The 18,979-nt window shown below is 72.2% G+C and carries 18 protein-coding genes; 7 read left to right on the forward strand and 11 right to left on the reverse strand.

What is annotated here, in order from left to right; all coding sequences use genetic code 11:
• Positions 1–2 precede the first annotated feature (2 nt).
• Positions 3–2,744, forward strand: coding sequence for an ATP-binding protein (locus tag ACZ7OH_RS21450; protein ID WP_470282368.1), 2,742 nt, complete (start codon positions 3–5; stop codon positions 2,742–2,744).
• A 1-nt stretch (position 2,745) separates the two neighbouring features.
• Here the strand turns inward: ACZ7OH_RS21450 and ACZ7OH_RS21455 are convergent, their stop codons facing one another.
• The 4 genes from ACZ7OH_RS21455 to ACZ7OH_RS21470 form a co-directional block, all read right to left on the reverse strand.
• Complete coding sequence (locus tag ACZ7OH_RS21455) at positions 2,746–3,393, reverse strand: response regulator (RefSeq protein ID WP_400905890.1); 648 nt, start codon at positions 3,391–3,393, stop codon at positions 2,746–2,748.
• Positions 3,394–3,498: 105 nt separating this feature from the next.
• Positions 3,499–4,392, reverse strand: coding sequence for a TIGR03619 family F420-dependent LLM class oxidoreductase (locus tag ACZ7OH_RS21460; RefSeq protein ID WP_470282369.1), 894 nt, complete (start codon positions 4,390–4,392; stop codon positions 3,499–3,501).
• A gap of 78 nt (positions 4,393–4,470) precedes the next feature.
• Complete coding sequence (locus ACZ7OH_RS21465) at positions 4,471–5,238, reverse strand: SDR family oxidoreductase (RefSeq protein ID WP_470282370.1); 768 nt, start codon at positions 5,236–5,238, stop codon at positions 4,471–4,473.
• An 11-nt stretch (positions 5,239–5,249) separates the two neighbouring features.
• Positions 5,250–6,140, reverse strand: coding sequence for an NmrA family NAD(P)-binding protein (locus ACZ7OH_RS21470; RefSeq protein WP_470282371.1), 891 nt, complete (start codon positions 6,138–6,140; stop codon positions 5,250–5,252).
• Positions 6,141–6,227: 87 nt separating this feature from the next.
• Here ACZ7OH_RS21470 and ACZ7OH_RS21475 point away from each other — a divergent pair, with 87 nt between their 5' ends.
• From ACZ7OH_RS21475 to ACZ7OH_RS21495, 5 genes are all read left to right on the forward strand, one after another.
• Complete coding sequence (locus ACZ7OH_RS21475) at positions 6,228–6,728, forward strand: winged helix-turn-helix transcriptional regulator (RefSeq protein ID WP_470282372.1); 501 nt, start codon at positions 6,228–6,230, stop codon at positions 6,726–6,728.
• 64 nt (positions 6,729–6,792) lie between these two features.
• Positions 6,793–7,155 (forward strand): DoxX family protein, encoded by a 363-nt coding sequence (locus ACZ7OH_RS21480; protein WP_470282373.1) that lies wholly within the window; start codon positions 6,793–6,795, stop codon positions 7,153–7,155.
• Complete coding sequence (locus ACZ7OH_RS21485) at positions 7,152–8,030, forward strand: RNA polymerase sigma-70 factor (RefSeq protein ID WP_470282374.1); 879 nt, start codon at positions 7,152–7,154, stop codon at positions 8,028–8,030. Before ACZ7OH_RS21480 ends, ACZ7OH_RS21485 begins: the two co-directional genes overlap by 4 nt.
• Before the next feature lie 497 nt (positions 8,031–8,527).
• On the forward strand, positions 8,528–8,983 hold the full coding sequence (locus ACZ7OH_RS21490; protein WP_470282375.1) for a hypothetical protein: 456 nt from the start codon (positions 8,528–8,530) through the stop codon (positions 8,981–8,983).
• Between the two features lie 70 nt (positions 8,984–9,053).
• Positions 9,054–11,348, forward strand: coding sequence for an ATP-binding protein (locus ACZ7OH_RS21495; RefSeq protein WP_470282376.1), 2,295 nt, complete (start codon positions 9,054–9,056; stop codon positions 11,346–11,348).
• Here the strand turns inward: ACZ7OH_RS21495 and ACZ7OH_RS21500 are convergent.
• The 7 genes from ACZ7OH_RS21500 to ACZ7OH_RS21530 all read right to left on the reverse strand — a co-directional run bounded on the left by ACZ7OH_RS21500 (position 11,345) and on the right by ACZ7OH_RS21530 (position 17,894).
• Entirely contained in the window at positions 11,345–12,157 is an 813-nt protein-coding gene (locus ACZ7OH_RS21500) for a hypothetical protein (protein ID WP_470282377.1), read from the reverse strand. The genes ACZ7OH_RS21495 and ACZ7OH_RS21500 overlap by 4 nt on opposite strands.
• Positions 12,154–12,783 carry a hypothetical protein gene (locus tag ACZ7OH_RS21505; RefSeq protein ID WP_400904942.1) on the reverse strand — a complete coding sequence of 210 codons (630 nt, stop codon included), beginning with the start codon at positions 12,781–12,783 and terminating at the stop codon, positions 12,154–12,156. The genes ACZ7OH_RS21500 and ACZ7OH_RS21505 overlap by 4 nt, the downstream gene beginning before the upstream one ends.
• 48 nt (positions 12,784–12,831) lie before the next feature.
• Positions 12,832–13,788, reverse strand: coding sequence for a hypothetical protein (locus ACZ7OH_RS21510; RefSeq protein WP_470282378.1), 957 nt, complete (start codon positions 13,786–13,788; stop codon positions 12,832–12,834).
• A 286-nt stretch (positions 13,789–14,074) separates the two neighbouring features.
• Positions 14,075–14,653 (reverse strand): GTP-binding protein, encoded by a 579-nt coding sequence (locus tag ACZ7OH_RS21515; protein ID WP_400904946.1) that lies wholly within the window; start codon positions 14,651–14,653, stop codon positions 14,075–14,077.
• The gene (locus ACZ7OH_RS21520) at positions 14,634–15,005 is read right to left on the reverse strand and encodes a DUF742 domain-containing protein (protein WP_086680729.1); all 372 of its coding nucleotides are present in this window, start codon (positions 15,003–15,005) and stop codon (positions 14,634–14,636) included. Before ACZ7OH_RS21520 ends, ACZ7OH_RS21515 begins: the two co-directional genes overlap by 20 nt.
• Positions 15,002–15,427, reverse strand: coding sequence for a roadblock/LC7 domain-containing protein (locus tag ACZ7OH_RS21525; RefSeq protein WP_364461841.1), 426 nt, complete (start codon positions 15,425–15,427; stop codon positions 15,002–15,004). The genes ACZ7OH_RS21520 and ACZ7OH_RS21525 overlap by 4 nt, the downstream gene beginning before the upstream one ends.
• A 52-nt stretch (positions 15,428–15,479) precedes the next feature.
• Complete coding sequence (locus ACZ7OH_RS21530; RefSeq protein ID WP_470282379.1) at positions 15,480–17,894, reverse strand: sensor histidine kinase; 2,415 nt, start codon at positions 17,892–17,894, stop codon at positions 15,480–15,482.
• A 518-nt stretch (positions 17,895–18,412) separates the two neighbouring features.
• On the opposite strand from ACZ7OH_RS21530, the gene ACZ7OH_RS21535 reads away from it, so the two are divergent.
• Positions 18,413–18,778: a hypothetical protein gene (locus ACZ7OH_RS21535; RefSeq protein ID WP_470282380.1), complete on the forward strand. Its 366-nt coding sequence runs from the start codon at positions 18,413–18,415 to the stop codon at positions 18,776–18,778.
• Positions 18,779–18,979 lie beyond the last annotated feature (201 nt).

The following is an 18,979-nucleotide window of genomic DNA, read 5'->3' on the forward strand; positions in this document are numbered from 1 at the left end:
GCGTGACGCTGCCGGAACGCGAGACCGAGCTGCGCCTGCTGTGCGGCGCGATCACCGCGGCCGGGGCGGGGGAGGGCTCGGTCACGGTGCTCACCGGGCCGCTCGGCGTGGGAAAAACCGCACTGCTCAAGGAAGTCCTGCGGGTCGCCGAGGCGCGGCCCGGCGCGATGCGGGTGCTCGCGGCGTCGGCGAGCCGGACCGAGCAGGACTTCGACTTCGGGGTGGCCTGCCAGGTGCTCGAGCCGGTGGTCGCCGGCGCGGCCGAGCGCGACGCCGCGCGCTGGTTCGCCGGCCCCGCTTCGGCGGCGCGGTGGCTGTTCCCCGGCGCCCCGGGCTGGCCGGGGTGGGACCCGGTCGGCCAGAACGACGTCCTGACCACGCACGGCCTGGTCGGCCTGCTCGCCGCGGTCGCCGCCGACCGGCCGCTCGCCGTGCTCGTCGACGACCTGCACCTCGGCGACCGGCAGTCCCTCACGTGGCTGCGGCAGTGCGCGCGGCGGATCCGCGACCTGCCCTGCGCGCTCGTCGTCGCGGTCCGCGAAGGCGACCCGGGCGCCGACCGGCCCGCGATCCGCGAGCTGTGGGAGCTGGCGAAGACGCGGATCCGGCCGCCGAACCTCTCCGAGGCCGGCGTCGGGGCGGCGTTGCGCGCGATGTCCGACGGCCGGGCCGGCGACGCGCGGTTCGTCGCCGCCTGTCACGCGGCGAGCGCCGGAAACCCCTTGTTCCTCACCGAAGCCGTGCGCGGTGACCACCGCACCGGGCCGTCGTTGCTGCAGGAACGGCTGGCCGCCCAGCTCGCCGTGCTGCCCCCGGCCGTGGGCGAGTGCGCCAAGGCGATCGCGGTGCTCGGCGAGCACGCCGAGCTGTGGCTGGTCGAACGTCTGACCGGCGGCGACTCGGTGGCCGTCGCGGAGGCCGTGCGGGCGTTGGGGCGCCTGGGGATCCTCGGCCCGGCGTCCCGGCCGCGGTTCGCCGCGCCCGTGCTGCGGGCTGCGGTCGAGGCGTCGACGACCGCGCCGGAGGACCTGCGGCTGCGGGTGCGCGCGGCGACCGTGTTCCACGAGGCCGGGTTCGCCGCGGAGACGGTCGCGGCCCAGTTGCTCGAAGTGCCCGCGCCGTCGCCGTCGCCGTGGATGCCGGAGGAGCTGCGCACGGCGGCCGACGCGGCGACCCGGCGCGGGCGGCCCCGGACGGCGGCGCGCTACCTGCGCCGCGCGCTGCTCGACCTGCCGCCCGACGGCCCCGAGCGCGGCTGGCGGCTGGTGGACCTGGCGCTCACCGAAGCCGCTTTCGACGTCCCCGCCGCGATCCGGCACCTCACGCAGGCGATCGGGTTGCTGCCCACGCCGCGGGAGCGGGCCGAGGCGGTCACCCTGCTGCCGTTGTCGGCGTTCCTCCGGCCGGAAGCCGCCGTCCTCGTCGGGCGCGTCCGGCCGGAGGACGCCGGCCCGCAGGCCGGGCTCCGGCTGGAGGCGCGGAGCCGGCTCACCCGCTGCGAAGACCCGGTGCTGCTGGCCGGCGCCGTCGACCGCCTGCGCGAGCTGGGCCCGGAGCCGCCGATCGGCACGCTCGCCGAGCGCGAGCTGCTGGCCGTGCTGCTCCACGCGGCCACGCTGAGCGCCGGGATGCCCGCGCGGACCGTGGCGGAGCTGACCGAGCGGCTGCTGCGCTGCGCCCCCGCGTCGTCGACGGAGTTCGCGGGCACCGCGCCGCTGCTGATCATCTGCGCGTTCGCCGCGGGCTCGACCGGGCAGCCGTCGTCCTGGCTGGAGAGCGCGGTCGGGGAGACGGTCGAAGGCCGCCCGGCGTCGCTGATCGCGGCGCGCGCGGCCGAGCTGGCCCAGAGCGGGCAGCTGACCCGCGCGCGGTCGACGGCCTGGGAAGCGTACGAGCTGATCGGCGGCGACCTGGCCGAAGCGGCCGAATCCCTGGTGATGGCGCTGGTTTCGGTCGCGATCATCGCCCGGGACGAGCGGCTCGCGGCCACGTTGGTCGAGCACTTCGACGAGGCCACACTGACGCGGCACGGCCTGCACGTGCGGGCCGCGCTGCTGATGCTGCGCGGCGCGGTGGCGGCGGTCGAGGACCCCCGCGGCGCGCTGGCGCGGTTCCTCGACTGCGGCGCGGCCCTGCACCGCGCGGGCTGGCGGAACCCGGCGGTGTTCCCGTGGCGGACGTGGAGTGCCTGGCTCCAGCGCCGGCTCGGCGACCGCGTGTCGGCCGGCGAGCTGATCGAGGACGAGGTCCGCTGGGCACGCGGCTGGGGCGCGCCGGTCGCGCTCGGCCGCGCGTTGCGGATCAAGGCGTCCCTGTCTTCGGGTGCCGAGGCGGATCGCGTGCTCGCTGAGTCGATCGAGATCTCGCGGGCGTCGGGCGACCGGCTGGAGCTGGCGCGCGCACTGCTGGCGGAGGGGGCGTTGCTGGGCGACGCCGCGGCCGCGGGCGACCGGTTCCGCGAGGCGTACCGGCTCGCGGAAGGCTGCGGCGCGCCGTGGCTCACCGGCCGGCGGGTGGAGGAGCCGGCCGGGCCGTCGGCCGCGCTCAGCGAGGCGGAGGGCCGGGTGGTCGCGTTCGCCTTGGACGGGCTGACGAACGGCGAGATCGCGGCCGAGATCAACGTGAGCCGGCGGGCCGTCGAGAAGCACCTGACGAACTGCTACCGGAAACTGGGGATCTCGGGGAGGGCGGAACTCGCCGAAGTGTTCGGCGCCTGGGGGTTCGGGGCTCGCAGCAGCGCGTGAGTCAGCCCGCGAGGCCGGCTTCGTGGGCCAGCAGTCCCGCCTGGGTCCGGTTGGCGCAGCCCAGCTTCGTCAGCATCCGCGAGACGTAGCTCTTCACCGTCGCCTCGGACAGGTGCAGCTTGGCCGCGATGGCCGCGTTCGACATGCCTTCGCCGAGGCAGACGAGCATGTCCAGTTCGCGGTCGGTGAGGTCGGCTGTGCGCTCCCGGGCTTCCTGGGAACGTTCGTGCTCGCCGGCCGACGCGGAGACCATCCGGCGCGCGGCTTCCTTGGACAGCACCGTGTGCCCGTCGGCCGCGACGCGCACCAGCCCGATCAGGTCCTCCGGGGGCGTCGACTTGAGCAGGAAGCCCGAAGCGCCGGCCCGCAGCGCCTTGAGGACGTAGCTGTCGGTGTCGAACGTCGTGAGCGCGACGAGGGCGGGCGGGTCGGGGAGCTTGACGATCCGCTCGATCGCGGTCAGCCCGTCCACCCCGGGCATCCGCAGGTCCATCAGCATGACGTCGGGCCGGAAGCGCCCGGCGGCCTCGACGGCTTCGGCGCCGTCCTGCGCCTGGCCGACGATGTCGATGTCCCCGGCGGAGGTCAGGACCGTACGCAGGTGCGCGAGCACCATCGGCTCGTCGTCGACGATCACCAGGCGGATCACGCTGTCGTCTTTCCCTTGGGTGCGCACACCCCGCAGTATCGCATTGACCGGGCCCTCGCCGCCTCCGGACGCGGAACCCGCCCGGGCGGGTTCCGCGCCCGCGCATCAGCCCTCGGCGACCAGGTCCAGCAGGCGGCCGGTGAGGTCGAGGTGCTCGTCCACGCTGCTCGTCAGGTAGGTCAGGTCGACGAACGTGTGGTCCGGCTCGAGGATGCCGGCGATCTTCGTCACCGCCTCGGCGATCTGCTCGGCTTCCGTGCCGGGCGCGGCGTTCACGCGCAGCGCCACGCCGAGCGCCTGCGGGTCGCGCCCGGCCTTCTCGGCGTCGGCCCGGAGCTTGGCGAGGGTGGAGGTGAGCACGTCCGCGGGGAACTGCTCGGGCACCGACCAGACGGGCAGCCAGCCGTCGGCCCGTTCGGCGACCCGGCGCAACGACTTTTCGCCGAAGCCGGCCAGGTGCACCGGCGGCTTGCGCACCGGCTTGAGCGCGACGTGGGACTCGGCGATGGCGTAGCCGACGCCCTCGTGCGACACGGTGTCCTTGGTCCACCAGGTTTCGAGCAGGTCGAGCAGGTCGTCCAGCCGCTTGCCGCGCTCGCTCATCGGGATGCCGACGGCCGCGTACTCGTCGGGCGACCAGCCGATGCCGAGGCCGGGCAGCAGCCGTCCGTTGGAGGCGACGTCGAGACTGGTGAGCAGCCGGGCGAAGTTCGCGGGCTGGTACTGGGTGGCGTTGATGGTGCTGGAGCCGAGGATCGCGGTCTCGGTCACGGCGGCGGCGACGGCCAGCGCGGTGAACGGGTCCTGGGCGGTGTGGAACTCCTCGGGCATGGTGTCGTAGCCCGGGTAGGGCACGACGGGCGCGACCGGCGAGAGCAGCCGGTCACCGACCCAGAGACTGGCCGCCCCGGCCTGTTCGGCTTCACGGGCGTACCGCGCGACCCCGCCCGGTGTGGCGGCCGCCTTGCCGAAGACCGGAAGGCTGAAACCCAAACGCATGAATTCTCCCCTGGAGAGCGAACGGATCTTTGGATCCTCTCCCCAGTAGTACTCGCGTTTAGTTGCTCGTTCAAGCACCTACCAGTCGATCTTCGCGAACAAGAACGGTTCGTCCTCCGGCGCGTCCTTGCGGGCCCGCAACGCTTTCGCGGCGGGTGCCCCGGCGGGCACGCGCAGCGGCGGCTCGGACTGCTCGATCGTCTCGGCCACCGTGACAGCGACCTCTTCGGGTGTCACGACTTCACCGCGCAAGGCCGCGAGCTGCTCATACAGCGGGAGGTACGGATCTTCGTCGCCGAGGAAGACCTTGGCGCGTTCGGCGCCCCCCGAGGAAACCGCGCCCGGCTGGATGATGCTCACCTCGACGCCGAAGTGGCGCGTTTCGACGGCGAGCGTCTCGGCGATCGCTTCCAGGGCCCATTTGCTGGCCGCGTACGGGCCGATGATCGGCAGCACGAGCCGCCCCTGGACGCTGGAAACGAAGACGAGGTGACCCGAGCCGCGGACGCGCATCGCGGGGAGGACGGCCTGGGCGACCCGCAACGCGCCCAGCGTGTTGAGCCGGAAGAGCCGGTCGACCTCGTCGAGGGGAACGGTTTCCAGTGGCGCGCGCACGGTTTCGCCGGCGTTGCTGATCAGGACGTCGACTTCGCCGGCGTCCCGGATCGCTTGGCTGACGGAGTCGGAGTCGGTGACGTCGAGGCGCAGGCGCTGGTCGACGGGCAGGTCGGCGAGTACCCGCGGATCGCGCGCGGTGGCGATCACCCGGTGACCGCGGCGGGCCAGTTCGAGCGCGATGGCGCGGCCGATGCCCTTGCCCGCGCCGGTGATGAGGACGGATGCCATGGTTTCGCTCCTCAGGAAACGAAGTACGGGCCGTTGCCGGCGAAGGAATCCTTGTGCGCGAGCACGAACTGCTCGACCGACAGCGGGGTCTGGCCGCCGACCTGCTCGACGACGTCGTTGGTACCCGCGAAAACACCGTTCCGGTAGTCGATCGCGACGTTGCCGAGGTGCTGGATCAGGTGCGCCGGCAGCCCGCGCGCGGTCATCGACGCCGTGAACTCCTCGACGGTGATCGGCTCGTAGCGCACCGGGATGCCCAGCGTGCGGGCCATGGTTTCGGCGATCTCGTGGTGGTTCAGCTCGACCGGGCCGTGGAGGGAGTAGGCGGCGCCGGCGTGGGGCTCGGGGTCGGCGAGGACCGCGGCGATCACACGCCCCTGGTCGGCCGCGGCGATCGGCGCGTGCCGGCCGTCGCCGAAGGGGAGGCGCAGCAAGCCTTCGCCGTCGCGCAGCTCCCACCACGAGGTGAGCCATTCGGCGAAGAACGTGGGGCGCAGGTGGGTGGTGAGCAGGCCGGTCCGGTCCAGCACGCGTTCGGCGAGCCAGTGCTGCCGGGCCGCGTTGCTGCGGGCCTCGCGGCGGGCGGAGATCTGGGACATGCCGACGATCGAGCGGACGCCGGTTTCCGTTGCGGCTTGGGCGAAGTTGACGGTCGCGTCGAGCAGGCCTTCGCGGATCGGGTAGCAGAAGTAGGCGCCGGTGACGCCGTCGAGCGCCGCGGTGACGGCGTCGAGGTCGAGGAGGTCGCCGCGCACGACTTCGGCCCCGGCCGCGGCGAGCGCGCGCGAGCGGTCGTCGTCGCGGCGGACCATGGCCCGGACGCGGTGGCCGCGGGCGAGCAGGTGGTCGATGGTCGCGCTGCCGGTCTTGCCGGCCGCGGCGGTCACGAGGAAGCGGGACATGGGACCTCCTGGGAAGTTCATTCACCGAACTACCGCACCGTAGCACGGTCTGGTTCAATGAACGAACTGCCGGTGTAAGCTGGCCCCATGGCCCTCCCCAGCACCTACGCGGACCGCAACTGCTCCCTGGCGCGCTCGCTGGAGGTCGTCGGGGAGCGGTGGACGCTGCTGATCGTCCGGGACGCCTTCTTCGGCGTCCGGCGGTTCGGGGACTTCGCCGCCCAGCTCGGGATTCCGCGTGCCGTCCTGACCAGCCGGCTGAAAGCCCTCGTGCGGGAGGGCGTCCTGGTCCGCGAAAACGGCGAATACCGGCTCACCGACAAGGGCGTCGCGCTCTGGCCGGTGGTGCGCGCGCTGATGGGCTGGGGTGACGCCTTCTACTCGCCGGACGGCGAGAAGCGCACGACCCGCCACGACGCGGACGGCGGCCGTCTCGACGCGGACGGCCGTTGCGAAGAGTGCGGCTTGGCCGTCCCGGTGCCGGAGATCCGCATCGAGCCCGGCCCGGGGTACCGGCCGCCCGCGGACCCCGACCCGGTGTCGGCCGCCATGAGCGCTCCGCGGCGACTGCTCGAACCGGTCGTGTGACCCGCGTCATGCCCTGTCACGGCGACCGGGCACCCGGTGTCTTGAGGCCGACAAAGGAGACCTCATGACCATCGCACTCTGGATCGCCGCCGCGCTGCTCGCCGTTGTCGCCCTCACCGGGGGTGTCAGCAAGGCGTTCGTGCCCAAGGAAAAGCTCGCCGCCCACCCGGGTGGCGCGTGGACCGGGGAGAGCAGCTCCGGCTTCGTCAAGACGCTCGGCGTCCTCGAACTGCTGGCCGCGGCCGGCTTGATCCTGCCCGCCGCCCTCGGGATCGCTCCCGTCCTGGTCCCGGTGACCGCCGCCTGCTGGGTCCTGCTCATGATCGGGGCCATGATCACGCACCTGCGCCACGGCGAGGCGAAGTTCGTCGCCCTGAACCTGACCTACCTCGCCCTCGCGGTCTTCATCGCCTGGGGACGCCTGTGACCGCCACCGAAACCTTCGTCGCCCACCGCAACCTGCTCTTCACCGTCGCCTACGAGATGCTCGGCTCGGCGGCCGACGCCGAGGACGTCCTGCAGGAGACCTGGCTGCGCTGGGCCGACGTCGACCTCGGGGAGGTCCGTGACGAGCGGGCCTACCTGGTCCGCATCACGACGCGGCTGGCGCTCAACCGGCTGCGCACGATGAAGCGCCGCAAGGAGGCCTACGTCGGCCCCTGGCTGCCCGAGCCGCTGCTCACCGCGCCGGACGTCGCCGAGGACGTCGAACTCGCCGAGAGCGTCTCGATGGCGCTCATGCTCGTCCTGGAGACGCTGGCGCCGACCGAACGCGCGGTCTTCGTGCTGCGCGAGGTCTTCGAGTTCGGCTACGACGAGATCGCCGCCGCCGTCGGCAAGACCCCGGCCGCGGTCCGCCAGATCGCGCACCGGGCGCGCAAGCACGTCGACGCCCGCCGCCCGCGTGAGACGGTGTCGGCCCGCGAAACCCGCGCGGTGCTGGAGTCGTTCCAGCGCGCGCTGGCCACCCGCGACTTCCAAGGCCTGCTGGACGTGCTCGCCCCCGACGTCGTCCTGCTCAGCGACGGCGGCGGCCTCAAGCAGGCGGCGCTGCGGCCGGTCGCCGGCGCCGGAAAGGTGGTCCGCTTCATGTCCGGCGGTATCGGCCGCACCGACGCGGTGCTCACCAGCGGTTTGACGGTGGTCAACGGCAACCCGGCGCTCGTGCTGCACCTGGACGGCGAGCTCGACGGCGTCATGGCGGTCCGGCTCGACGACGGCCGCATCACCGGTCTCTACTACGTGCGCAACCCCGAAAAGCTCACGCGCGTCGAGTCGGAGACCCCGCTGACCCTGCGGTGACGCTCCCGGCCGAGCAGGGCGAGCGCGAGCTGTTCGTCACCCTTCCCGGCGTACGCCCACGCCTGGTTGGCGCTGAGGATGCTCGCCGCCGGCGCGGACCCGCAGCGCCGCGCGGCCGGCCTGCCGTGCTGGAACTGGGCCAGCGCGTCGTCCGGCGCGCTGTGGTGCAGGTGCCGCCGTGCTCGGCCAGCGCGAGCGCCAGGTCGAGGTGGTGGTGCGCGGCGCCGGCGTGCCCGCTGTCGAAGCTCGCCCACGCGGCCAGGTTGGAACTCGGCATCGGTCATGGCGACGCCTCCTGGCAGCACCAGTCGTGGCCGTAAACCATACTCGCCGCACCCGGGACCGGCGACCCCCGCGGCGCCGGAGGGTAGCGCCGCGGGCGCGGCACGTGACGGCGGGACAGGTATGGGTTCAGGTACTTGTACGGGTGCGGGGGACGCGGGCCCCGGCGCAAGCTGAACCCCGCCCCCGATGACCCGCAGGAGGTCGGAAAACCCATGGTGCACGGCCGGTCGCGTCCCCTCCTCCGGGTCGTTTCCCCCGCGAGCGTCCCGGAGCCGCGGCCGGCCCCTTCCGGCTCGCGCGACCGCTACGCCGACCTCGACGACCGGCGGCTGGCCGCCATCCTGGCCGCCGAGGACACCGCGGTGGAGCACGGCCTCAGCCCGCACACGCGCAGCACCTGCTACGTGCACCGGTGCTGGGCGCACCAGTGCGTCGGCGACCCGCTGCACATCCTCGTCGTCACCGGGCACCGGTGGTGCCGCCGCTGCGAGTGCCCGGTCGACGTCGCCGTCGACGAGACCCCGCCCGGCGCGGTGCACCTGTTCTGCCCGCGCTGCGGCCAGGCGGACTCGGCGGCCAACCGCGAAGTCCGCCAGGCCTGCCGCACGAGCCTCGCCGCGATGCACGGCGGCGACACGCCGACGCTCTACCGCATCCCCGACGCCTGACACCCGCGAGGTTGCTTCCTCCGAGGGGCTCGCATTGACCGGCCCGCGCGGACGTCCTTACGGTGCTCGGGTGGGCAAGGCCGGCACGACGTGGGGGAAGGGCAACCTGCCCGCCGACACCACGAGCTTCGTAGGGCGCAAATCGGACGTTTCCGAGGTCAAGCAGCTGCTGACGCGGGCGCGGCTGGTCACGCTGACCGGGGTCGGGGGCGTCGGCAAGACGCGGCTGGCCGTGCAGACGGCCGCCGGGCTCTCCCGCGCGTTCCCCGACGGCGTCTGGCTGGTCGAGCTCGCCGGGCTGCAGGACCCGGCGCTGGTCGCGCACACCGTGCTGGAGGCGCTGGCCGTCCACGACGAAACCGGCCGGACGCCGGCGGCCGTGCTCGCCGAGCACCTGCGCGACCGGCGGCTGCTGGTCATCCTGGACAACTGCGAGCACGTCCTCGACGCGTGCGCGACGCTGGCGCACGACCTGCTGCGGGCCGCGCCTGGCCTGCGGCTGCTCGCGACCAGCCGCGAGCGGCTCGCGCTCGCCGCCGAGCACCTCTGGCCGGTGTCGCCGCTGCCGCTGCCGGAGCCCGGCCGTCCGCTGCCCGGTGGCGCCTGGCTGCGCTACCCGGCGTTGACGCTGTTCGCCGAACGCGCGGCCGCCGTCGACCCCGGGTTCGCCGTCACCGCGGAGAACCAGGAGCGCGTGGCGCAGGTGTGCCGGCTCCTGGCGGGCATCCCGCTGGCGATCGAGCTGGCGGCCGTCCGGCTGCGGGTGCTGACGCTGGCGGAGCTGGAGTCCGGGTTGGACGACTGCTTCCGGCTGCCCGGGACGGTGAAGCGCGGCGGCGAGCCCCGGCACCAGACGCTGCTGGCGGCCATCGACTGGAGCTTCGCGCTGTGCAGCCCGGCCGAGCGGCGGTTGTGGGCCCGGGCGTCGGTGTTCGCCGGCGGGTTCGACCTGCGGGCGGCCGAGCGCGTCTGCGCGGGCGAGGACGTCCGCGCCGGGCTCGCCGGGCTGGTGGAGAAGTCGGTGCTGATCCGGGAGGCCGGGCGGTTCCGGCTGCTGGAGCCGTTGCGGCAGTTCGGCCGGGCCAAGCTGACCGGGTCCGGGGAAGCGGCGGAGGCCCTGCGGTCGATGCGGGACCACTACCTCGACCTGGTGGAGTGCGGCGAACGGGCGTGGTTCGGGCCGGAGCAGGCGGAGATCTTCCGCCGGACGCGGGTCGAGCACGCGAACCTGCGGGCGGCGCTGGACTACAGCCTGACGGTGCCGGGCGAGCTCGAAACCGGCCTCCGGCTGGCCTCGACGCTCTGGTACTACTGGGCGGGCTGCGGCGTGTTCGGCGAAGGCCGCCACTGGCTCGACCGCGCGCTCGCGCTCTCGCCGGAACCGGGTGCGTCGCGGGCGAAAGCGTTGTGGGTCAACGGGTACGTGGCGACACTGCAGGGCGACAACGCGGGCGCGATCGCGATGCTGGAGGAGTGCCGCGCGTACGCCCGCCGGGCCGGCGACGAGGTGGCCCTGGCGTACGCGACGCACCGGCTCGGCTGCAACCTGCTGGTGGGCGACGACGTCGGTGACGCGAAGGCGCTGTTCGAGGAGGCGCAGGCGCGGTACCGGCGGCTCGGCGAGCTGAACAGCAACGTGATGCTGGCCGGCATCGAGCTGGCGGTGGCGTCGATCTTCCTGGGCGACCTGGACCGAGCGGGCGAGCTGTGCGAAGAGGCGTGCGCGACGGGCGCCGCCCACGGCGAGCAGTGGGCCCAGGCGTACGCGATCTTCGTCCAGGCGTTGGTGGCCCTGGGCCGAGGCGACTTCGCGCGCGCGGCCGAGCGCGGCCGGCATTGCCTGCGCGTCAAGCGGAAGTTCCACGACCTGCTGGGGATCGTGCTGGCGATCGAGCTCCTGGCGTGGAACGAGGCGGCCCGCGGCCACTGGGAGCCGGCGGCGACGATGCTGGGATCGGCCCAGCCGATCTGGCAGGCGGTCGGCTTCCCGATGTTCGGGTCGAGGTACTTCGGGGCCCCGCACGGCGAGTGCGAGAGTTCGGCCCGCCGGGCGTTGGGGGAGGGCCAGTTCTCGGCGGCGGTCCGCCGCGGCCGCGAGTTCGGGCTGGAGGAAGCGATCGCGTACGCGCTGGGTGACGTGACGCCGTCGCCCGAACCCAGCGCGTCCCGGGTGACGCCGTTGACGGATCGGGAGCGCGAAGTGGCGGTGCTGATCGCGGACGGCCGGTCGAACCAGGAGATCGCGGACAAGCTGGTGATCTCCCGGCGGACCGCGGAGGGCCACGTGAACCGGATCCTGCGCAAGCTGGGGTTCGATTCACGCAGCCAGGTCGCGGCTTGGGCGGCGCAGGTCTCGCGGCTCTAGTCGAGCCGGCTGTCCCAATCGGCGAACGACGCCACCAGGTCCTCCGGCGCCCCGATGTCCTTCAGCCGCCGCAGCTGGTCCTCGATGTAGTAGCGGTACAACGGAACCAGTCCCGCGCTCAGCTCCGGCCGCAGCTCTTCCGCGTCCAGCGGATGCCCCTCGCGGACCCGCAACGCCAGCCGCACCAAAGAGGCGGCCGGGGCGTCCGGCTGGGACAGGTACCACTCGATCGCCTCGTCGTTGTTCGCCGCTCGGCCCGTCTCCAACGTTCCCGAGTACAGGAACCGGACCGGGAACAGCACCGCCTTCGTGAACCACACCGTGTCCACCAGCAGGCGGCGCGGCGCGCGGAACTCCGCCGTCACCTCGGGCGTCGCCAGCACCGCGATCGCGAAGGAAGCGCTCTCCAGCAACAGTTCCGACGGCGACGGGCGGGCGATCTCCGCCAGGACGTCCGAGCCCAGCAGGACCACGCCGTGGTCGGCCAGCTGCAGGCGGTCCAGTGCCGGGAACCGCCCGTCGTCGCGGCCTTCCCGCAACGCCGGGAGGGACGCCCAGAACACCGAAAGCTTGCGGTGCAACGGACTCCGCTCCTGCAACGCCGTCGTGGTGTCCGCGATCGAAGCGCCGTCCGCGTCGGTCAGCACCAGCGCCAGGTCGATGTCGCTCGCCGCCGGGGAGTAGCCGCCGTAGGACAGGCTGCCCAGCAGGTACGCGCCGATCAGGCGTTCTCCCAACGCTTCCTGGTACGCGCGGGCGGCTTCGGCGGCGATTTCGCGGGCGGCCGCGGCCGGGTCGGTGCTCGTCACGCCGCCACCGTATCGCGGCGGGCGCACTCGGCGATGCGGTCCGAGACGACGCCGATCACCTGCCACGCCCGGTCGAGCACCGTGACGACGTCGTCCACCGTCCAGTCGCTACGCCGGCGAAGCAGCTCGTAGCCCATCTCGAGGTGCTCGACGTCGGCTTCGTCGTGCAGGTCGAAGTATTCGTCCTCGGGGAACGCCCGCGTGCCCGCCTGGCTGAACACCAGGCTGCCCGCTTCGAGGGCCAGGTGCGCCAGCACCGCGCGCTGCACGCCGGGCAGGATCCCGAACTGGTCGACGAACCACGACGCGCCCGCTTCGATCACCGGGTCCCACACCAGCTGCCGGTCTTCCGCGCGGCTGCGGGCGAGGATCTTGTCGTGCCCGATCTCCTCTTCCTGGTGCTCCAGGGCCAGCGCGCGCAGCTCCGGGTCGCTCTCGAACGTGACGCGGGCGCTGATCATCCGCTGGAAGGCGTTCGACCACGGCTGCAGGTAGGTGAGCACGGCCTTCTTGGTGTCGTCGGTCGTGTCCGCGTCGGTCAGCAGCCGGATCAGGGCCGACCCCTCGTACTCCCGCTGCCGCTGCTCGTTGTGCCGGGCCACGCGCTCGACGTCCTGCTGGGTCACGATCGGCTCCTTACCGTGGTGCTTCGGGAGATCATCTTTCCTGCCACGCTAAGCAAGATCAACAGGGTCGAGCGACCGGTCGTACACGGGGAACCGGAAGTACGTGGTGACGTCGCCGCGGCGGCCCGCTGTGCGGTAGCTCACCAGCTCGAGGATCCGCGTCTCCGTCAGCGGTCCCGGTGCCAGCGCGGCGGTGAGGAGGCGGAACCGGCCGGGGTCGACGCCTTCGCGGTGCAGCAGCGCGGCCGTCCGTTCGACGGCTTCTTCGTCACTGGCAGCGAGATCCGGCAGGCGCAGGTAGGTCGTGGACTCGGCCGCGCGGTCCAGTCCCGACCGGAACGCCAGGCAGCTCAACGCCGCCTCACCAGCGTCTTCCCGGTCGCCGGCCAGGATTTGGTAAGCGGCGCGGGCGTCTTCGGCGTCGTGGCGCAGCGCAACCGAAGCGACGCGGTTCACCTCGGCGAGCCCGGCGCCGTGGTTGCGGTAGTAGACCTTGACCCGCGCCTCGGCCTCGTCGGCCAGGTCCACCGCGAAGAACTCGATTTCCCGGCTGCCGTCGACGGTTTCGACCAGGCGGCGGGCGTCGTCCCACGCGCGGGCCATGCCGAGCCGGTCCATCGCCTCGGCGACCGCCAGCTCGCGGTGCGCGTGCGGCCACGGGTAGAGCCCGAAGTAGGTCTTGTGGACGATCCGCGACGGCGGGCGCCAGGCGATCGAGTGCCACAGGGGCGCGGGCGACGGGCGGCCCCCGCGCACGGTGAACGTCTCGTGCACCCGGTGCAGCCTGCGGAAACCGCTCTCCGGGGGCGGCGCGACGGCGTGCCCGAGCCCGTCGAACAGCACCCGCAGCTCGGGGTGCGCCCCGGACCAGTTCACCGACATCTCGGCGGGGAACCCGTCGTCCGCCACATAGGACGGCTGGGCGGGCACGGCGCCGATCCGTTCGTGCGCCCACGGCGGCAGCAGCGCGCGCAGCATCCGCGTGGTCCGGACGGACCGCTCCACCGGAACCTCGAGCGCATCACACGCGGTAGACCAAAGCCCGCACAGGAAGTCACCGAAAAGACGACCCTGTGGCGGGTAGTTTTCCCTTATATATCCGGGAAACTCCGGCTCACGACTCGTCACGACCGGATGCTATCAGTTTGATGCTTGCTCAACTAAAAAGCTGCACCCGGGTGGTCCAACCAATTGCGCCATGTGGGTTTGCCGGTGTCCGACGTGGACACGCTCGGACACATCGGACACCGGCGCCGTCCGAGCCGGACACGGACCGGACAAACCGCAGGTCTCAGACCGGCGCGGGCACCACCGTCATGGCGTGCTTGACCAACCGGATCAGCGCGAGCTTGCTCGAGTCCCTGTCACGCGCGTCACACATGACGATCGGCACCCGGTCGGGGACGACGAGGGCCTCGCGGATCTCGTCCGCGGTGTAGCGCGGCGAGTTGTCGAAGCAGTTCACCGCGACGACGAACGGGATCTTCCGGCGCTCGAAGAAGTCGATCGCGGCGAAGCTGGTCTCCAGGCGCCGGGTGTCGACGAGCACGATCGTCCCGATCGCGCCGCGCGCGAGGTCGTCCCACATGAACCAGAACCGCGCCTGCCCCGGCGTCCCGAACAGGTACAGCACGTGCCGCGGCGAGATCGTGATCCGGCCGAAGTCGAGCGCGACCGTCGTCGTGGTCTTGCGCTCCACGCCGGACAGGTCGTCCACCCCGGCGCTCGCCTCGGTGAGCACCTCCTCGGTGGTCAGCGGCGGGATCTCGCTGACCGACCCGACCATGGTGGTCTTCCCGGCGCCGAACCCGCCGGCGATGATGATCTTGACCGGCGTGGGGACCAATTCGTCAGTACTTGATGAGGCCATCGAGAACCGCCTGGAGTGTTTCGAGGTCCGGCGACTGCGCCGGGTGGTGGGCAGGGGAGCGCGTGATGACGAGGCCGCGTTCGATGAGGTCGCCGACGAGCACGCGCACGACCCCCAGCGGGATCTTCACGTAGACGGCGATCTCGGCCACGGACACCGGGTGCCGGCACAGCTGCACGATCGCCTGGTGCTCCGGGCCCAGCCCGGCCGGCTCCTGTTCCGAGCGCAGGGTCATCACCTGCGTGGACAGGTCCAGCCGCGCGTTGTCCGCCGGCGTCCGGCCGCTGGTGATCGTGTACGGCCGGACGAGCGGCCCGGCGGCCTCGTCGTACCAGCTCTCGTCCCCGCTCATGTGGCCTCCCGCAGGATCTGCGCCGCCTCGCGCGGCGCCGACACCATGTAGTCGCCGACCCGCTTGACCAGGCGGCTCATCTCGTACGCGATCATCTCGACGTCGACGTCGTCCGCCGCCAGCACGGCGAGGCACGCGCCCTGCCCGGCCGCCGAGACGAACAGGTAGCCGCGTTCCATCTCGATCATGTTCTGCAGCACCGGGCCGCGGTTGAACTGCTTGCTCACCCCCTTGGCCAGGCTCTGCAGGCTGGAGGCGATGGCCGACAGCTGGTCGGAGTCGTCCTTGCCCATGCCGGCCGACTTGCCGATCAGCAGACCGTCGGCGGACAGCACGATGGCGTTCTGCGCGCCGACCACGCGGTTGACCACGTCGTCGAGCAGCCAGTTGAGATCGGGTTTGGGGTTCCCGTACTCGTTCATGCGTCAGAGACCTTGACTTTCCTCTGTGGACATTCGATGTGCTGTCGCGGACTTACGCGTCGTCGGACCCGACCACCCGGCCCCGGCGAGTGCCCTTGTGGAACGCGGCGAGGGTCCGCGCGGTCCCCTCGCCGGGCGCGACGACGTCCTCGTCGCCTTCGTCGGGTTCGTGTTCGAGCTGGGCGACGAGGTTCTGCTGGGGTTCGCGCCGGGGCAGCCGGGGCCGGTCGTCGGCGGTCGGGGGCGGCGTCGCGGGCGCCTCGGCGGCCGGCGGTTCCGCGACCCGCGGCGTCGCGGCGGGCACCTCGGGCAGCGGGTCGGGCTGGGTGAGCGCGCGGGCCGGGTACGGCCTCGGCTTGGTGTCCCGCTTCATCGGGATCTGACCGCTGAACGAGCTGGGCGTGTCCATGGAACCGGGTGAGCTTTCTGCTGCCTGCGGCGCGGGTGCGCCCACCGGGGCCAGGACCGCGGTGGTCTCCGCCGGGGAGGAGCCGGGCTCTTCGGGGACGTCCCCCTGCTGTCCGGCCAGGTGCTGGGTCGGGATGAGCACGGTGGCGCGCAGGCCGCCGTAGCGGGACGGGTCGAACGTGACGGTCATGCCGAGCTTCGCCGCCAGCCGCGCGACCACGAAGAGGCCGAGGCTGGAGTCGGCCCGCAACGCCATCGCGTCGAACTCGGGCGCCTCCGCCATCATCGAGTTGGCCCACTCGCGGACGCCGTCCTTCATGCCGAGCCCCTGGTCCGACACGTCGACGACGACCCCGCGCGCGACCTTGCGGCTGGTCACCTCGACCGGCGACCCGGGCGGCGAGAACGACGTCGCGTTGTCGACCAGCTCGGCGACGAGGTGGATGGTGTCGGCCACCGCGGCGCCGACGATCGCGACGTCGGGCACCTGCTCGACCTGGACCCGCGCGTACTGCTCGGTTTCCGAGACGGCCGCGCGCAGGACCTCCATCAGCGCCACCGGCTTGCGCCAGCGGCGGCCCGGCTGCTTGCCGCCGAGGATGATCAGGTTCTCGGTGGTGCGGCGGGCGCGCGCGGCGAGGTGGTCGAGCTGGAACAGCGCGGCCAGCTGGGTCGAGTTGTCCTCGCGGGCTTCCATCTCGTCGAGGATCTGCAGCTGCTGGTGGACCAGGACCTGGTTGCGGTGCGCGATGCCGAGGAACACGTTGTGCACGCCGCTGCGTGCTTTCGCCTCGCTCGCCGCGGCGTTGACCGCGGTCAGCTGGGCGGTGTTGAACGCCTCGGCCACCTGCCCGATCTCGTCGCGGCCGTGGTCGAGCTGCGGGAGCTCTTCGGAGAGGTCGACCGGCTCGCCGTTCTTCAGCCGCTCCACGATGTTCGGCAGCCGGTTGCGGGCGAGGTCGAGGGAGTCGTTGCGCAGCCGCGCGAGGCGCGTCATCAGCGCGCGGTCGACGAGCGAGCGGGACACCCGCACCGCGACGATGATCGCCGCCAGCGACGCGAGCAGCGCCAGGATGCTGCCGATGATGACGTTGCGCAGCTGGGCGTCCCCGGAGTCGATCGCGGCCGCGGAGACCTTGTCCGCCTGGGTGATCGCGAGGTCGTTGAGGCCCTGGGCGACCTGCGTCGTCGCGTTCAGCCAGTCCGTTTCGGACACCGGCACGGTGTTCTGCTCGCTCGGCGACCACGGGCCGTGCTTGACGATCGCCTGCTCTGCGGTGGCCAGCTGCTGCCAGGCGGTGCTCTTGGTCAGGGCCCGGTACTTGTCGCGGACGCTCGCGTCGAGGAACGGCTCGATCTGCGTCAGCTGCGTCCGGTAGGTGCCGGACAGCTGCGCGAACTGGGCGAAGTCGTCAGGGGCGAAGGTACCGGCCGAGAAGGCCGTCGAGACGAGCGACGTCTCGCGCGACATGGCGTCACCGGCGCGGAACACCGAGGTCGCCGTGATGCCGCCGGTCGCGGCTTCGGCGTCGGGCACGACGCGGGCCTGGGTGTCGAAGAGGTTGGACGCGGTGTCCATCACGCCGTTGTAGTAGCCGTTGACCTGCGCGCGGTCGATGCTGCGGAAGGAGATCTGCGAGCGCAGCACGGGCAGCTGGTCGAACTGGGACTTCAGCGCGTTGACCTTGGCCGCGATCTCGTCCGGCGCGTTGGAGATCGTCGCGGCGAACGCGTTCTTCAGCGCGCCGAGCTTTTCGTCGGTGGCCTTCTGCTGCTGCTGGAGCCGGCCCGGGCCGAGCGCCGGGTCGTCCAGGTACTGCAGCGCGGACTGGCGTTCCTTCTGGAACTCGGCCAGCGCGGAGGCGGCGGGGATGGACACCTCGCGCACCGACGCCGCGACCAGCCGGACGTAAACGCCGTTGAAGAGGAAGTAGGAGGAGACCGCGATCCACAGCACCAGCAGGGTCACGCTGGGAATGAGAACGGTCCTGGTCAGCCTTTTGCGGATCGACTTGTCGTACGGCTTGTCCGACTCGTCCTGGGCGTCTTTGTTCAACACGGCGGTTCACGAACTCCTGAGTGACGGTCGGCGAAAACTACGGACCCGGACGAGGAAGCGGACACGACGATGGGACACAGCGGCCGCCGTCACCCGTCTTCGCCTCACCCTCCGTGTTGCCGCGGAATCGATCAGGGTCCGTTTTTTACCACGAACCGGGAGGGGGCGGTGCCGCTGACCCGGCGTCCGGACGGTTGTCCGCCGAAGGGCGAACGGTGTTTACCGACCGCGTCCGGTTGATTACCCGCATTTCCTCTGGTAAGGGCCCCGAGCTGCATTTCGGCGTCTTGCACGCTGGGCCGAACGGGTGAAAGTGAATTCCTCCGGTTCGCCGCGCCGAAGTGTTCGCGGCGTGGGAATGAAGGGCAACGCGGTTGCCCGGGAGTCCGGTTCGGACCGTGGTCATGGGCGACGGTGAGTCATGGTGCGAGGGGAAGATGATCTTCGTCACGAGAGGTGTGGCGCGGGCCGGGAAAAGGTTTGGAGGCCGCGCTCGCCGGCCGGGTAGCGTGCGGCGCATGTGCCGGTACGCCGAGACCGTCTACAAGGTCCACTACGTGTGCGTGCCGTGCCGCCGGAGTGGCAAGCGCGCCTGGGACGGTGCCGAGCACCGGTGTCCCGGGTGCCGCGCGCCGATGGTCTTCGCCGGCCACGACTTCGCCGCACCCCCGCGTCGCGACGGTTCGGGCTGGGCCGCGGTCGCCGCCGTGCTGGCGGCCGGGTTGGCGTACGAAGGCTTCGAGCCGTGCGGGTGTAGCCGCGTTCCGGCGTTTCGGCCGCGCAAGTCCGCGGAGGTGCGGGCTCGGCGTCGAGTTGCCGAGCGCGCTGGGGTGTCGGACGCGGAGGCGCTCGCGGTCCGGGATCCGCACGACCTCCTCGGCTGAGTCTGGCTCATCATGACGGCCGGACGGTTCATCCCTCGCCGGGTTCGCGGACTCCGGCCGGGTTTCCGCCGCCGCTGATCCGCACCGTCACGACGCTTGCCGTCAGTGCAGCGAACGCGCGAGGTTTTACATCGGACGAGCTATTGTCAAGCACACTCGACATCACCTACAGTTCTGTAAACCCAGCCAACGGAGGAGGGT

The organism is Amycolatopsis sp. NPDC114478 (assembly GCF_055633805.1).

What these genes read in the sequence shown, in the direction of transcription:
- ACZ7OH_RS21460 (WP_470282369.1), bottom strand. Translation starts at nt 4,392, where the DNA reads ATGCGTTTGGGTTTCAGCCTTCCGGTCTTCGGCAAGGCGGCCGCCACA.
- ACZ7OH_RS21465 (WP_470282370.1), bottom strand. Translation starts at nt 5,238, where the DNA reads ATGGCATCCGTCCTCATCACCGGCGCGGGCAAGGGCATCGGCCGCGCC.
- ACZ7OH_RS21470 (WP_470282371.1), bottom strand. Translation starts at nt 6,140, where the DNA reads ATGTCCCGCTTCCTCGTGACCGCCGCGGCCGGCAAGACCGGCAGCGCG.
- ACZ7OH_RS21475 (WP_470282372.1), top strand. Translation starts at nt 6,228, where the DNA reads ATGGCCCTCCCCAGCACCTACGCGGACCGCAACTGCTCCCTGGCGCGC.
- ACZ7OH_RS21480 (WP_470282373.1), top strand. Translation starts at nt 6,793, where the DNA reads ATGACCATCGCACTCTGGATCGCCGCCGCGCTGCTCGCCGTTGTCGCC.
- ACZ7OH_RS21490 (WP_470282375.1), top strand. Translation starts at nt 8,528, where the DNA reads ATGGTGCACGGCCGGTCGCGTCCCCTCCTCCGGGTCGTTTCCCCCGCG.
- ACZ7OH_RS21515 (WP_400904946.1), bottom strand. Translation starts at nt 14,653, where the DNA reads ATGGCCTCATCAAGTACTGACGAATTGGTCCCCACGCCGGTCAAGATC.
- ACZ7OH_RS21520 (WP_086680729.1), bottom strand. Translation starts at nt 15,005, where the DNA reads ATGAGCGGGGACGAGAGCTGGTACGACGAGGCCGCCGGGCCGCTCGTC.
- ACZ7OH_RS21525 (WP_364461841.1), bottom strand. Translation starts at nt 15,427, where the DNA reads ATGAACGAGTACGGGAACCCCAAACCCGATCTCAACTGGCTGCTCGAC.
- ACZ7OH_RS21535 (WP_470282380.1), top strand. Translation starts at nt 18,413, where the DNA reads ATGTGCCGGTACGCCGAGACCGTCTACAAGGTCCACTACGTGTGCGTG.